This window comes from Pseudomonas sp. MLB6B (assembly GCF_054508135.1).
The window spans coordinates 862,542-877,798 of the sequence record NZ_CP199313.1 but is presented as its reverse complement, the minus strand read 5'-3'; the positions used below and the strand labels follow the sequence as shown (position 1 = coordinate 877,798).

Here is a 15,257-nt window from a genome sequence, read left to right as displayed (position 1 = left end):
CATGTGTGGAATCGTAGGCGCCGTCGCCGAACGCAACATCTCGACCATCCTCATCGAAGGCCTCAAGCGCCTGGAATACCGCGGCTACGACAGTGCCGGCCTGGCGGTCTTCGGTGCCCAGCAGGGTTTGCAGCGCTGCCGCCGCACCGGCAAGGTGCGCGAGCTGGAAAGCGCCGTCGCCGCCGACCCGCTGGCCGGCCAACTGGGCATCGCCCACGTACGCTGGGCTACCCACGGCGCGCCGACCGAGCACAACGCCCACCCGCACTTCTCCAGCCATGACGTGGCGGTGGTGCACAACGGCATCATCGAGAACTTCGAAGCCCTGCGCGAAGAGCTCAAGGGCCTGGGCTACGTGTTCGCGTCCGAGACCGACACCGAAGTCATCGTCCACCTTATCCACAACATCCTGAAGACCACCCCGGACCTGACCGACGCGGTCAAGGCCGCCGTCCAGCGCCTGCACGGCGCCTATGGCCTGGCCGTGATCAACGCCGCGCAGCCCGATCGCCTGGTGGCGGCGCGCAGCGGCAGCCCGCTGGTGATCGGTCTGGGCATCGGGGAAAACTTCCTCGCCTCCGACCAACTGGCCCTGCGTCAGGTCACCGACCGCTTCATGTACCTGGAAGAAGGCGACATCGCCGAAATCCAGCGCGAGCAGGTCAGCATCTGGGACCAGGCCGGCCAGGCCGTGCAGCGCGAGACCGTGCAGTACCACGAAGGCGCCGAGGCGGCCGACAAGGGTCAGTACCGGCACTTCATGCTCAAGGAAATCCACGAGCAGCCCGACGTGGTGCAGCGCACCCTCGAAGGCCGTCTGGGCAAGGACCACGTGCTGGTGCAGGCTTTCGGCCCGCAAGCGGCCGAGCTGTTCGCCAAGGTGCGCAATGTGCAGATCGTCGCCTGTGGCACCAGCTACCACGCCGGCATGGTCGCCCGTTACTGGCTGGAAAGCCTGGCCGGCATCCCGTGCCAGGTCGAAGTGGCCAGCGAGTTCCGCTACCGCAAGGTGGTGGTGCAGCCCGACACTCTGTTCGTCTCGATCTCCCAGTCCGGCGAAACCGCCGACACCCTGGCCGCGCTGCGCAACGGCAAGGCCCTGGGCTTTCTCGGCAGCCTGGCCATCTGCAACGTCGGCATCAGCTCGCTGGTGCGCGAATCCGACCTGACCCTGCTGACCCTGGCCGGCCCTGAGATCGGCGTGGCCTCGACCAAGGCCTTCACCACCCAGCTGGTGTCGCTGATGCTGCTGACCCTGGCCCTGGGCCAGGTACGCGGCACCCTCGAAGCCGGCGTCGAAGCCGAGCTGGTGGACGAACTGCGCCGCCTGCCGACCCGCCTGGGTGAAGCTCTGGCCATGGACGGCACCGTCGAGAAGACCGCCGAGCTGTTCGCCGACAAGCACCACACCCTCTTCCTCGGCCGCGGCGCGCAGTACCCGGTGGCCATGGAAGGGGCGCTCAAGCTCAAGGAAATCTCCTACATCCACGCCGAAGCCTACCCGGCCGGCGAGCTCAAGCACGGCCCGCTGGCCCTGGTCGACGCCGACATGCCGGTGGTCACCGTGGCGCCGAACAACGAACTGCTCGAGAAGTTGAAGTCGAACTTGCAGGAAGTGCGCGCGCGGGGCGGCGAGCTGGTGGTGTTCGCCGACGAGCAGGCGGGCATGAGCAATGGCGAAGGTACGCATGTGATCAACATGCCGCACATCATCGATGCGCTGGCGCCGATCCTGTACACGATTCCGTTGCAGTTGCTGTCGTATTACGTGGCGGTGCTGAAGGGCACGGATGTGGATCAGCCGCGGAATCTGGCGAAGTCGGTGACGGTGGAGTGAGGAGCCGATAGGCAGCGCGCCGTTGCTCGTAAATATCGAAGTCTGTCTCTGAGTATCAAAGCCTGTCTCTGCTTGGAGCCTTCGGGGCTCCAAGCGGAAAACCCTCTCCACCGCCCCCTCCCGTGCCACGAACTCTGCTCAGGCACTGCCCTGTACCTGTGAAAGCTATCCGATACCCTAACCAAGGATAGGGCCATGACCTCCTTTGCAACGGCTGTAACGGAAGCTGCGCTCATCGGTGCGAGCCCACTGGTTGAAGCATGTGCCTGTGCATTCACCCGGCGAGGGGCCCTAACGCCATGAACTGGAAGATTCAGGAGGAATTTCCGTGCTCCACAGCAACTACCTCAAGCAGTTGGATCTGCAGGACATCGTGGTGTTTCTCAACCTGCTGGAGTTGCGCAGTGCCAAACGCACCGCCGTGCGGATGAGCGTGAGCCAGCCGACGGTCAGTTATTGTTTGAAGCGGCTGCGCGGCTGCTTCGACGACATCTTGTTCTCTTCATCCCAAGGGGTGCTGCAACCGACCAGCAAGGCCGAGAAGATAGCGCCTTATTTGCGCGTGGTGGTCGAGTCGGTCAACCGCTGCGCTGAAGACGAAAGCCAAGCCTCCGCGCAAACCGTGCGCAAGATCTGGCGGCTCTGTGCGCCGGAGTATTTCGAGTTGTCGTTCCTGCCGCAAACCCTTGCCATGCTGTCGCGCACGCATGCCAATACGTCGCTGCACCTCGATCGCTTGAGCCGCGACCTGCCTGTGGTACTGCGAGCGCGCCGTTGATCCGCTCGATGCGGGTGACGGGTTGAACGAGTGCGGGCCTTTTTACCCCGATGGCTTTTAGCTCCATCGCACCGATCAAATGGGCGTAACCCACCAGATTTTCCATTCATTCCCCCACTATTGGCCAGATTTTCTTAACCGCACGAAGATTTTCTTAAAATACGCTTCGAACGCTCAGAAAATATTAACCGAAAATACCTGCACGACCATTTCCTTCGGGCTTTCCGTCTACCGTCAGGTGCAGGATGCTGAGCGCACGGGCCTGTTCCAGGTACAAGGCCTGACATAGGACCTGGGTCGATTAGGCTGCCCAGGCATTGCCCCCTCTAGATCGTCACCAACCCCCGCACCCCCTCGACCTCCATATCCTCCCCACGCCCCCGCTGCACGATCTCCCCCCGCGACATCACCAGATACTGGTCAGCCAACGCCGCAGCGAAGTCATAGAACTGCTCCACCAACAAAATCGCCATATCCCCACGCGCCGCCAATTTCCCGATCACCACACCGATCTCCTTGATCACCGAAGGCTGAATACCCTCGGTAGGCTCATCGAGGATCAGCAAACGCGGGCGGCTGGCCAAGGCGCGGCCGATGGCCAGCTGTTGCTGCTGGCCGCCGGAGAGGTCGCCGCCACGGCGGTGCTTCATCTGCAACAGCACCGGGAACAGCTCGTAGATGAAGGGCGGCACCTGCTTCGCGTCGCGGGCGCCGAAGCGCGACAGGCCCATCAGCAGGTTTTCCTCGACGGTCAGGCGAGGAAAGATCTCGCGACCCTGCGGGACGTAGGCGATGCCGGCCTGCACCCGCTGGTGCGGCTTGAGCGGGGTGATGGCCCGGCCTTCCCAGTGGACGCTGCCTTCGCGGGCCGGCAACAGGCCCATCAGGCAGCGCAGCAGGGTGGTCTTGCCCACGCCGTTGCGGCCGAGCAGGCAGGTCACTTCGCCGATCTTGGCCTCGAACGACAAGCCGCGCAGGATGTGGCTGCCGCCGTAGTATTGGTGCAACGAATCGATTTTCAGCATGGTGTTGTCCTCATCGCCCCAGATAGACCTCGATCACCCGTTCATCGGCCTGCACCTGCGCCAGCGACCCCTGCGCCAGCACACTGCCCTGGTGCAGCACGGTGACCTGGTCGGCGATGCTGCCGACGAAGCCCATGTCATGCTCCACCACCATCAGCGAGTGCTTGCCGGCCAGGCGCTTGAACAGCTCGGCGGTGAACTCGGTTTCGGCGTCGGTCATGCCCGCCACCGGCTCGTCGAGCAGCAGCAGGTGCGGGTCCTGCATCAGCAGCATGCCGATTTCGAGAAACTGCTTCTGCCCGTGGGACAGCAACCCCGCCGGGCGATGGCGCGAGGCTTCCAGGCGGATGGTGGTCAGCACTTCGTCGATCCGCGTGCGCTGTTCGCCGCTGAGCCGTGCGCCAAGGCAGGCCCATACCGACTTGTCGGCCTTCTGCGCCAGCTCCAGGTTCTCGAACACCGTCAGCGCTTCGAACACCGTAGGCTTCTGGAACTTGCGGCCGATCCCGGCCTGGGCGATCTGCACTTCGCTCATGCGGGTCAGGTCGAGGGTGTCGCCGAACCAGGCCTTGCCAGTGGTGGGGCGGGTCTTGCCGGTGATCACGTCCATCAGGGTGGTCTTGCCGGCGCCGTTGGGGCCGATGATGCAGCGCAGCTCGCCGACGCCGATGTACAGGTCCAGGCCGTCGATGGCCTTGAAACCGTCGAAGCTGACGTTGATGTCCTCCAGAGTCAGTACCGTGCCGTGGCGGGCGTCGAGGCCTGGGGTGACCACCTGGCCGAGTCCGATGGCGTCGCGGCCACGGCCTTCGTCGATGATCGGCTCCAGCATGAATTCGGGATGGACCGACGGGAACCTCATTGTTCGCCCCTTTTCTTCAACAGGCCGACCACGCCCCTGGGCAGGTACAGGGTGACCAGAATGAACAGCGCGCCCAGGAAGAACAGCCAGAACTCGGGAAACGCCACGGTGAACCAGCTCTTCATGCCATTGACCAGACCGGCGCCGAGCAGCGGGCCGATCAGCGTGCCGCGCCCACCGAGGGCGACCCACACGGCGGCTTCGATGGAATTGGTCGGCGACATCTCACTGGGGTTGATGATGCCCACCTGCGGCACGTACAGCGCCCCGGCCAGGCCGCAGAGCACGGCGCTCAGCACCCAGACGAACAGCTTGAAGCCACGCGGGTCGTAGCCGCAGAACATCAGCCGGTTCTCGGCGTCGCGCAGCGCGGTCAGGACCCGTCCGAACTTGCTTTGCGCCAGGCGCCAGCCAAGCAGCAGGCTGCCCACCAGCAGGGCCACCGTCAGCAGGAACAGCACCGCGCGGGTGCCCTGGGCGGTGATGTCGAAGCCCAGCAGGGTGCGGAAGTTGGTGAAGCCGTTGTTGCCGCCAAAGCCGGTTTCGTTGCGGAAGAACAGCAGCATCCCGGCGAAGGTCAGGGCTTGGGTCATGATCGAGAAATACACGCCCTTGATCCGCGAGCGGAAGGCGAAGTAGCCGAACACCAGGGCCAGCAGCCCGGGCGCCAGCACCGCCAGGCACAGGGCCCAGGCGAAATGCTGGGTGCCGGCCCAGTACCAGGGCAGTTCGCTCCACGACAGGAAGCTCATGAACGCCGGCAGGCCGTCGCCGGCGGCTTCGCGCATCAGGTACATGCCCATGGCGTAGCCACCGAGGGCGAAGAACAGGCCGTGGCCGAGCGACAGCAGGCCGGCGTAGCCCCAGACCAAGTCCAGGGCCAGGGCGACGATGGCGTAGCAGAGGATCTTGCCGACCAAGGTCAGGGTGTAGGCCGAGACGTGCAGGGCATGGTCGTCCGGCAGCAGCGAGAGCAGCGGCAGGGCGAGCAGCGCGGCGAGGACGATGGCGCCGATGGCCAGGGACAGTTTCGCGCCGGCCTTTTGCGTAGCGGTGACAAGCAGTGGCTGGTTCATCAGTCGATTACCCGTCCCTTGAGGGCGAACAGGCCTTGCGGACGTTTCTGGATGAACAGAATGATCAGCGCAAGGATGAGGATCTTGCCGAGCACCGCACCGATCTGCGGCTCCAGCAGCTTGTTGGCGATGCCCAGGCCGAAGGCGGCCCAGAGGCTGCCGGCCAGTTGCCCGACGCCGCCGAGCACCACCACCAGGAAAGAGTCGATGATGTAGCTCTGGCCGAGGTCCGGCCCGACGTTGCCGATCTGGCTCAGGGCCACGCCACCGAGGCCGGCGATGCCCGAGCCGAGGCCGAAGGCGAGCATGTCCACGCGGCCGGTCGGCACACCGCAGCAGGCGGCCATGTTGCGGTTCTGCGTCACCGCGCGGACGTTGAGGCCCAGGCGCGTGCGGTTGAGCAGCAGCCAGGTCAGCAGCACCACGCACAAGGCGAAGCCGATGATGACGATGCGGCTCCAGGGCAGTACCAGGTTCGGCAGCACCTGGATGCCGCCGGACAGCCAGGCCGGGTTGGCCACCTCGACGTTCTGCGCGCCGAACGCCAGGCGGATGGCCTGGATCAGGATCAGGCTGATGCCCCAGGTGGCGAGCAGGGTTTCCAGCGGCCGGCCATAGAGGTGGCGAATCACCGTGCGTTCCAGGGCCATGCCGACCCCGGCGCTGACCGCGAACGCCACCGGCAGGGCCAACAGCGGATAGAACTCCAGCGCGCCGGGGGCGTAGCGCTGGACCGCGATCTGCACCACATAGGTGGTGTAGGCGCCGAGCATCAGCATCTCGCCGTGGGCCATGTTGATCACCCCGAGCAGGCCGAAGGTGATGGCAAGGCCCAGGGCTGCCAGCAGCAGGATCGATCCCAGAGAGAGGCCGCTGAAGGCCTGGCCGAGGATTTCGCCGATCAGCAGCTTGCGCTCGACCTGGGTCAGGCTGGTCTGCGCAGCGGTGCGCACGCCGGCGTCGCTTTCCACAGCCGGATCGAGCAGGGCTTGCAGGCGGGTGCGGGCCATGGGGTCGCCGGTCTCGCCGAGCAGACGCACGGCAGCCAGACGCACGGAGGGTTCGGCGGCGCCCAGTTGCAGGTTGGCCAGGGCCAGGCCGAGGGCGGCGTGGACGCCGTCGTCCCGCTCTTGGGCGTACTGGCGGTCGATAAACGCGACCTGGGCCGGTTGGGCGCTCTTCTGCAATTGTTGGGCGGCTTGCAGGCGCACGGCCGGATCGGCGCTGAGCAACTGGTGGCTGGCCAGGGCGTTGTCCACCAGCCCGCGCAAGCGGTTGTTCAAGCGCAGCTTGCGGCTGTCGTCGGCGCCGAGGCGGCCTTGCTGCAGGGAGGCGAGCAGGGCCAGCCGGGCAGGGTCGGGAAGCGCCGCCCAGTCCTGTAGCAGGCGGGCCTGCTCGTTGGGCTTGGCGGCGGCGAAGTATTCGGCTTCGCTGGCGTGCGCAGCGCAAGGCAGCAACAGGCACAGGCAAAGCAGGAGTCGATGGAGGGCCTTGGGCATGGAACAGGGTCCCTTTTGGGTAACGGTGGGTGATGCGCTCCAGTGCCCCCTCGCAGGCGAGGGGGCTACAGGGATCAGTTGCCCTTCACCGCATGGTCGGGGCGTTTGTCGTTGCCCGGAATGAACGGGCTCCACGGCTGCGCCCGCAGCGGCTGCTCGGTTTGCCAGACCACGTTGAACTGCCCGTCGTCCTGGATCTCGCCGATCATCACCGGCTTGTGCAGGTGGTGGTTGGTCTTGTCCATGGTCAAGGTGAAGCCCGAAGGCGCGTCGAAGGTCTGCCCGGCGAGGGCTTCGCGCACCTTGTCGACATCGGTGCTGCCCGCCTTCTCGGCGGCCTGGGCCCACATGTGGATGCCGACGTAGGTGGCTTCCATCGGGTCGTTGGTCACCGCCTTGTCGGCGCCCGGCAGGTTCTTCGCCCGCGCGTAGGCTTTCCAGTCGGAGACGAACCGGGTGTTGACCGGGTTCTCCACCGATTCGAAGTAGTTCCAGGCGGCCAGGTGGCCCACCAGCGGTTTGGTGTCGATGCCGCGCAATTCTTCTTCACCTACGGAGAAGGCCACCACCGGGACGTCGGTGGCCTTCAGGCCCTGGTTGGCCAGCTCCTTGTAGAAGGGCACGTTGGAGTCGCCGTTGACCGTGGAGATGACCGCGGTCTTGCCGCCTGCGGAGAACTTCTTGATGTTGGCGACGATGGTCTGGTAATCGGCATGGCCGAACGGGGTGTAGACCTCTTCGATGTCCTTGTCGGCCACTCCTTTGGAATGCAGGAAGGCGCGCAGGATCTTGTTGGTGGTGCGCGGATAGACGTAGTCGGTGCCGAGCAGGAAGTAGCGCTTGGCCGCGCCGCCTTCCTCGCTCATCAGGTATTCCACCGCCGGGATCGCTTGCTGGTTGGGCGCCGCGCCGGTGTAGAACACGTTCGGCGACATCTCTTCGCCCTCGTACTGCACCGGGTAGAACAGCAGGCCATTGAGTTCCTCGAACACCGGCAGCACGGATTTGCGCGACACCGACGTCCAGCAGCCGAACACCACTGCGACCTTGTCCTGGGTCAGCAACTGGCGGCTCTTCTCGGCGAACAGCGGCCAGTTCGAAGCCGGGTCGACCACCACCGGCTCCAGCAGCTTGCCGTTGACCCCGCCCTTGGCGTTGATCTGCTCGATGGTCATCAGCGCCATGTCCTTGAGCGAGGTCTCGGAAATCGCCATGGTCCCGGACAGCGAATGCAGGATGCCGACCTTGATGGTCTCGGCGGCCTGGACGGTCCAGGCCAGACCCATGGCGGCGATCGAGGCGGACAACGTGAAAGCTTTGATCAAACTGCGACGTTTCATGCAGGTGCTCCAATACGTTGGGAAGTGTTGTTTTTGGCTACATCTAGGCAGTCGAATCGACGCTTCAGGGGTTCACCGACTTCAGCTGCGCCCGCTGCCGGGCGACGTGCAGCATGTGGAGGGTGATCTTGCGCACTTCTTTCTTGCTGACCTCGATGTGGGCCTTGAGCAACTGCTGCGCGTTGTCCGTGCGGCGCTGCAGGATCGCGCTGAGGATGCGTCCGTGCTCTTCATAGGTGGCGGCGATACGCGGCTCCTGGGTGAAGTCGAGGCGCCGGATGATGCGGATCTTCTCGGTGACTTCGTAATGCAGCCGCGCCATCTCGCCGTTCCCCGTCGCTTCGACGAGCGCGCAGTGGAAACGCTCGTCCAGCGCCGAGACCGTCTTGCTGTCGTCCAGGCGGTCGCTTTCGGCGACCAACCAGGTGGCCTTGAGCGCTTCCAGCAGCGGATGGCTTTGCGCTTCGAGCTGGCACAGGCGGCCCACGGCTGCCAGTTCCAACACGATGCGCACGTCGTACAGTTCTTCGAAGTAGTTGAAATCGAAGGGCCTGACCTGCCACCCGCTTCTGAAATACACCTCCAGATAACCTTCGCGCTCCAGTCGATAGAGCGCCTGGCGTACCGGTGTACGGCTGACCTCCATGCGCTGCGCGACCGCGCCCTCGCTGAAGCGGTCGCCCGGCAGGAGGCGGAACTCGAAAATGTCGTTCTTGAGCTGCTGGTAGATCCGCTCGACCAGGTTGTCCGGGCGGTCCTTGCTACTGTTCGGCGATGAAATCTGCATGTCGGCTACCCAGTGGCGGACACGCCTCGGCGGCGTGTCCGGATCATGTTCAAACGTCGGCCGTTTCGTGCGCGTCGATGTAGACCAGGACATCGCCCGGCACCACCGGCCTGCCGGGCACGCAACCGATCGCCGCCACCGTGCCGGCGACGGGCGCCACCACCGCGAGCTCCATCTTCATCGCCTCGATGACGACGAGCTTTTCCCCGGCCTCGACCGCTTGCCCTGGCTCCACCAGGACTTTCCAGACGTTGCCATTGAGGTCGGCGCAGACACGCTGCCCGGCATGCTCCGGCGCCTGCGCCACCGCCGTCTCGGCGAGGGCCAGCGGCTGCCCGATGCCGGCCTCCTTCCAGCGCTCGACCTCCGCTTCGTAGGCCTGCTTCTGCCGCGACTGGAAGTCGGCGATGCTGGACGCGTTGGCCGCGAGGAACTGGGTGTATTCGGCGAAATCGAAATCCGTCTCCTCGATCCGAATCTGCGCTCGCCCTTCGCGGAACGCCTCACGGAAGGCGTTGAGTTCGTCTTCCTCGACCGGGTAGAACTTCACCTGGTCGAAGAAGTGCAGCAGCCACGGTTGGCCGTCCTTGAACTGGGCGTTCTTCGAATACTTGTTCCAGATGGGCAAGGTGCGCCCGACCAATTGATAGCCACCGGGCGAGTCCATGCCGTAGATGCACATGTACATTCCACCGATGCCCACGGCGCCTTCGGCCGTGTGGGTGCGGGCTGGGTTGTACTTCGAGCTGAGCAGGCGGTGGCGGGGGTCGAGCGGCACCGCACAGGGCGCATCGAGGTACACGTCGCCCAAGCCCAGGATCAGATAGCTGGCCTGGCAGACGATGTCCTTGACCTGCTCGCGATGGTCCAGGCCATTGATTCGTTGCAGGAAGTCGACGTTGTTGGGTAACCACGGCGCTTCGGCGCAGACGGTTTCGCGGTAGCGCTCGACGGCGCTCAGGGTCGAGCTGTCCTCGAAGGCGATGGGCAGGTGGACGATCCGGGTCGGCACCTTCAGGCGCGTGACGTCGCCCAACTCGTGTTCGAGCTGGATCAGGCGCTCGATCAGCGTGCGCTGGTGCAGTACCCGGCTGTCGTAACGCAGTTGCAGGGAACGCACGCCAGGCGCCAGCTCTTCGAGGCCTGGCAGCGGATCGGCCTCGAGCGCCGCCATCAGCACATGGATGCGCAGGCGCAAGGCGATGTCGAGGACGTTGTCGCCGTACTCCATCAGGACATAGTTGTCGCCGGCCTGGCGATAGACCACGCGTGGGCGGGTGCCGTCGGCGGCCATTTCCGCCAGCACGGTGGCCGACGAAGTCGCCCCTGGCACGAGCGACGGCACCGGTAGGCTGTCGGCCTTGGCCGGCGCCAGCATGGCCAGGCTTTGTGCCTGGGCCCGTTCCAGCAGTTGCGCCTGCTCGAAGCTGATGGGGTGGAAACGCAGCTTGTCGCCCGGCTTGATCTGGCCCACTTTCCACAGCTCGGCCTTGGCGATGGTGACCGGGCACACGAAGCCACCGAGGCTCGGGCCATCCTTGGCCAGGATCACCGGGAAGTCACCGGTGAAGTTGATGGCGCCGATCGCGTACTCGCAGTCATGCACGTTCGACGGGTGCAGGCCCGCCTCGCCGCCATCGATCCGCGCCCAGGTGGGCTTGGGCCCGGACAGCCGTACGCCCAGGCGGTTGGAGTTGTAGTGCACCTCCCATTCGGTGGCGAAGAACGCGTCGATGGATTCTGCGGTGAAGAAGTCCGGGGCGCCATGGGGGCCGTAGAGCACGGCGATGTCCCAGGACGTGGCGTATTCGGGGATCATCTGCGCAGGCGCCGCACAGGGTGCGCCGACCGGCGCCGGGGTGGTGCACGCCGGCAGATCGGGCTGCGAGATGGCCAGCATGTCGGCAGGCCGCAGCGTCCGCCCGGCATGCCCGCCGAACTGTCCCAGGGCGAACGTCGAGCGGCTGCCGAGGTAGACCGGCACGTCCAGCCCGTTGCGCACCGCCAGGTAGGTCCGGCAGCCATCCAGCGCACGGCCGAGCTTGAGCACCTGCCCTGCAGTGACGTGGATCGGCGCCCAATAGGGCACCGCTTCGCCGTCGATCTCGGCCGGGCACTGCGCACCGGTCAGCGCGACCACCGCATCGCAGTGGAAGCGCAGGGTCGGCCCTTGCAACGTGAACTCCAGACCGGCCGCACTTTCGTGGTTGCCGAGGATGCGGTTGCCGAGACGGAACGCGTAGTCGTCCATCGGCCCGGAGGGCGGCACGCCGATGCTCCAGTAGCCCAGGCGTCCGGGATAGTCCTGCACGCTGCTGTAGGTGCCAGGCTCGAGCACCTCGATGACGCTTGCCTTGAACGCGCAGTCGTCGAGCATCCGCGTCCAGACTTGACCGGCCAGGAAGCGCGGCTCGGCAACGATCTGCCGCAGGTAGTCGAGGTTGCTGGCGATGCCGTGCAAGCGCGTCGCGCCGAGGGCCGCCTGCAGCTTGGCGATCGCCTGTTCCCGGCTCTCGCCATGCACGATCAGCTTGGCGATCATCGGGTCGTAGAACGCCGACACTTCGGTACCTGTGCTCACCCACCCATCGACGCGCACATCGTCGGGGAAGAACACTTCGGTCAACACGCCCGGGCTGGGCTGGAAGTTCTTCAGCGGGTCTTCCGCATAGATACGGACTTCGATGGCGCAGCCTTGCGGCGCCCGTTCCATCGCAGTCCAATCGAGGGCGTCGCCGGCACCGACCCGCAGCATGCACTCGATCAGGTCCAGGCCCGTGACCATTTCCGTCACCGGGTGCTCGACCTGCAAGCGGGTATTCACTTCCAGGAAGTAGAAGGCGTCACAGGCACCGTCGTAGATGAACTCCATGGTACCGGCGCTGCGGTAGCGCACCGACTCGCCCAGTTTCACCGCCGCTCGGTGCAGCGCTTCGCGGGTGGCGGCCGGCAGGTGCGGAGCCGGCGTCTCTTCGACCACCTTCTGGTTGCGCCGCTGCAAGGAGCAGTCGCGCTCGCCCAGGGCCACGACGCGGCCTTTGCCGTCGCCGAACACCTGCACTTCGATGTGCCGTGCGCGATCGATGAAACGCTCGAGGAACACACCCGAATCGCGGAAGAACTGCTCGCCCATGCGCTTCACGCCGTCGTAGGCCTCGCGCAGGCTGGCGGCGTCGTCGCAGCGGGTCAGGCCGATGCCGCCGCCGCCCGCCGTGCTCTTGAGCATCACCGGGTAGCCGATGCGTTCGGCTTCCTGCAAGGCCTGCTCCAGGCTGTCCAGCAGGGCGGTGCCCGGCGTCATCGGCACGCCTGCCGCCGCGGCCAGCTCCCGGGCTCGGTGCTTGAGGCCGAACTCGCGGATCTGCTCGGCCGTCGGGCCGATGAAGGCGATGCCGGCCGCTTCGCACGCGTCGGCGAACTCCGCGCTCTCCGACAGGAAGCCATAGCCGGGGTATATCGCCTGGGCGCCGGTTTGCCTGGCGGCGGCAAGGATCTTGTCGATTCGCAGGTAGCTGTCCGCCGCTTTTTCGCCCTCTAGGGCGACGGCGACATCGGCCATCAGCACATGCGCGGCATTGCGGTCCGGCTCGGAATAGACGGCGACGGCTTTGACCCCCAGCGTCTTGAGGGTACGAATGGCACGCACGGCGATTTCACCGCGATTGGCGATCAGGACGGTCTGGAACATGCTGCGCTCCCTGTAGTGGCGCGAATGGCGGGGTTGCCCTCCCGATTGCCGGGAGGCGCGTGGTCAGGCGTTCTGCAAACTGGCGATGTAGGCGCGCCAGCCGCCGAAGTCGGTGATGTCGAGGGCACCGGGCAGTGCCCAGGGCTCGCAGATGAAGCCTTTCACCGTGCGGCCGTCGGCCAGGGTCAGGTTGCCGATACCCAGCGGGGCGGGGATCTCGGCCACGAATTCGCCGAAACGCGCCATGGGTATGTCCCAGAGTTCGACGACGATCGGGCGGCCGCTGTCCGCACGCGCCAGGCCCGGCTTGGGCGGCACGGTGCCGGGCAGGGCATGGAGACGGTAGTGGTCGGCCGTGAGGGTCTGTTCGACAAGCACCGCATTGCGTGTCGTCAGTTGGAAGTTCAGCGGCATGCCGGTGAGGTGGGCTCCGACCACGGCAACGCGCACGCTGCCTGGCGCTTGGGCCGCTGTGGCGTGCGTGGGCGCGGGCAAAGCCCGGCCGGTTGCGCCGAGCGGCAGGTTCAGGTGGGCCTGCCAGCGCTTGCCCACGTCGGCCAGCGCCAGGTCGTGCCAGGCGGGCGCGATCAGCGTAATGCCGGCGGGCAAGCCATCGCTGCGCAGGCCGGCCGGAAGCGCCAGCGCCGAGAGGTCCGCCAGGTTGGTGAAGTTGGTGTAGTAGCCGAACTGCGAGTTGAACAGCACCGGCTCCACGGCCATTTCCGCCAGGGTGCGGAGGGTCGGCGAGGTCGGCACCAGGAGCGCGTCGTAGCCTGCCAGGCTGTCGTTGATCCGGCGGCTCAGCTCGGCGCGCAGGTACTCGGCCTTGTACGCGTCGCACGCGGTGTAGGCGAGGCCGTTTTCGACGATGCCCCGCACCACGGGGTCGATCGCCTCGGGGGCGCGGGCCAGCATGTCTTCCACCGCGACGGTGCGCTCGGCCACCCAGGGGCCGTAATAGAGCTGCTCGGCCAGTTGACGGAAGGGGGTGAAGTCGATGCGGGTGATGTCCGCGCCCAGCGCCTCGAAGGTAGCCAGCGCCCGCTCGAACACCGCCTGGTTCTGGCTGTCGCCAAAGAACTCCAGCGTGTCCGGGATCGCAAGGCGGATCTTGTTGCCGACGGCAACCGGTGCGGTGTTGGGATTGGGCCGCGAGTAGGCATCCGTCGCATCGTACCCGGCTGCGATGGCGGCCACCGTTTGCGCATCGTCGACGGTCAGGGCGAACACCGAAATGCAGTCGACGGTACGGCAGGCCGGGACCAGACCGGTGTTGGACAGCCGCCCCTTGGTGGGTTTGAGGCCCACGATGTTGTTGAAGCCGGCGGGCACACGCCCGGAGCCTGCGGTATCGGTGCCCAGGGAAAACGCCACCAGCCCGCGCGCGACGACCGACGCCGAGCCCGAGCTCGACCCGCCGCTGACGTAGGCGGGGTCGAAGCTGTTGGGCACGGCGCCATGGGGGGAGCGTGTGCCCACCAGGCCGGTGGCGAACTGGTCGAGGTTGGTCTTGCCCATCAGGATCGCCCCGGCGGCCCGCAGCTTGCCGACCACGGCCGCGTCGCTCGCGGCGACATAGGCGTAGGCCGGGCAGGCGGCGGTGGTCGCCCAGCCTGCGGCATCGATGTTGTCCTTGATCGCGAACGGCACGCCATACAACGGCAGCCGGTCGAGATCACCTTCCACGGCTGCGAGGCGCTGCTCCAGTTCCGCCAGTTGTGCGGCCAATTGCTCGCGCTGCACGAGGCTGATCCAGGCGCGGTCGTCACTCGGGAAAGCGTCCAGCAGCGCCAGCAGACTGTTCGGGGTCAGCGACTGCTTCCGATAGGCGGCGACCCATTCACTGACCGTCCAACCAAAGGAGGGTGATCGTTCGATGTGCATAGCGGATTCCATGTTGTATCCAAGATATGGAATCGACTCAGCAAGCATTGGGCCAATTATGAAATGTTCAATTTAAACAGAGGGTTAATGAATTTATTCGTGGAATGCGCGCGCGCCGGCTTATCGGGCGTGCACATCGTCGGGGCATGCGCCTCAATTTGGTGAGCGCGTCGAGGTGTCTGAAGGGCCGCAGGGCCAATGGCCTTTACTGGGTCCCACAGGACGAACGCGGCGCCTGGACCGGGGCCGCGCTGCGGCCCATCGCGGCTGATCGGAGCGCCGAACCGGCCGCTCCCACAGGTCAGTGCGCTCCCTTGAAATACGCGCTTCCTGTTACGCGCGTCCTGTTGGAGCGGCTTTAGCCGCGATGGCCGGCACCGCCGGCCCAATGGCCTTGGCTGGGATCCCACAGGATGAACGCGGCGCCTGGATTGGGGCCGCGTTGCGGCCCATCGCGGCTGATCGGAGCGCCGAACCGGCC

At 65.8% G+C, this 15,257-nt stretch carries 10 protein-coding genes; 2 read left to right on the top strand and 8 right to left on the bottom strand.

Translation table 11 applies throughout. The annotated features are described in order from the left end of the window. Nucleotide 1 precedes the first annotated feature (1 nt). Nucleotides 2–1,837, top strand: a complete 1,836-nt coding sequence (glmS, locus tag ACSMEV_RS03755; RefSeq protein WP_459207313.1) for a glutamine--fructose-6-phosphate transaminase (isomerizing) — start codon at nucleotides 2–4, stop codon at nucleotides 1,835–1,837. A gap of 328 nt (nucleotides 1,838–2,165) precedes the next feature. After that, complete coding sequence (locus ACSMEV_RS03750; protein WP_459207312.1) at nucleotides 2,166–2,615, top strand: LysR family transcriptional regulator; 450 nt, start codon at nucleotides 2,166–2,168, stop codon at nucleotides 2,613–2,615. A 326-nt stretch (nucleotides 2,616–2,941) separates the two neighbouring features. Here the strand turns inward: ACSMEV_RS03750 and urtE are convergent, their stop codons facing one another. The 8 genes from urtE to atzF all read right to left on the bottom strand — a co-directional run bounded on the left by urtE (nucleotide 2,942) and on the right by atzF (nucleotide 14,776). Beyond that, nucleotides 2,942–3,640: an urea ABC transporter ATP-binding subunit UrtE gene (gene urtE, locus ACSMEV_RS03745; protein ID WP_459207311.1), complete on the bottom strand. Its 699-nt coding sequence runs from the start codon at nucleotides 3,638–3,640 to the stop codon at nucleotides 2,942–2,944. Between the two features lie 10 nt (nucleotides 3,641–3,650). Then, complete coding sequence (gene urtD / locus ACSMEV_RS03740) at nucleotides 3,651–4,502, bottom strand: urea ABC transporter ATP-binding protein UrtD (RefSeq protein ID WP_459207310.1); 852 nt, start codon at nucleotides 4,500–4,502, stop codon at nucleotides 3,651–3,653. Then, nucleotides 4,499–5,578, bottom strand: coding sequence for an urea ABC transporter permease subunit UrtC (urtC, locus tag ACSMEV_RS03735; RefSeq protein WP_459207309.1), 1,080 nt, complete (start codon nucleotides 5,576–5,578; stop codon nucleotides 4,499–4,501). Before urtC ends, urtD begins: the two co-directional genes overlap by 4 nt. Next, nucleotides 5,578–7,077, bottom strand: a complete 1,500-nt coding sequence (gene urtB / locus ACSMEV_RS03730; RefSeq protein WP_459207308.1) for an urea ABC transporter permease subunit UrtB — start codon at nucleotides 7,075–7,077, stop codon at nucleotides 5,578–5,580. The genes urtC and urtB overlap by 1 nt, the downstream gene beginning before the upstream one ends. A gap of 74 nt (nucleotides 7,078–7,151) precedes the next feature. Beyond that, a complete protein-coding gene (gene urtA, locus ACSMEV_RS03725; RefSeq protein ID WP_459207307.1) occupies nucleotides 7,152–8,417 on the bottom strand; it encodes an urea ABC transporter substrate-binding protein in 1,266 nt (421 codons plus the stop codon). A 64-nt stretch (nucleotides 8,418–8,481) separates the two neighbouring features. After that, entirely contained in the window at nucleotides 8,482–9,204 is a 723-nt protein-coding gene (locus ACSMEV_RS03720; protein ID WP_459207306.1) for a GntR family transcriptional regulator, read from the bottom strand. Between the two features lie 49 nt (nucleotides 9,205–9,253). After that, on the bottom strand, nucleotides 9,254–12,892 hold the full coding sequence (uca, locus tag ACSMEV_RS03715) for an urea carboxylase (protein WP_459207305.1): 3,639 nt from the start codon (nucleotides 12,890–12,892) through the stop codon (nucleotides 9,254–9,256). Nucleotides 12,893–12,955: 63 nt separating this feature from the next. Next, the gene (gene atzF, locus ACSMEV_RS03710; RefSeq protein ID WP_459207304.1) at nucleotides 12,956–14,776 is read right to left on the bottom strand and encodes an allophanate hydrolase; all 1,821 of its coding nucleotides are present in this window, start codon (nucleotides 14,774–14,776) and stop codon (nucleotides 12,956–12,958) included. Nucleotides 14,777–15,257: the final 481 nt, after the last annotated feature.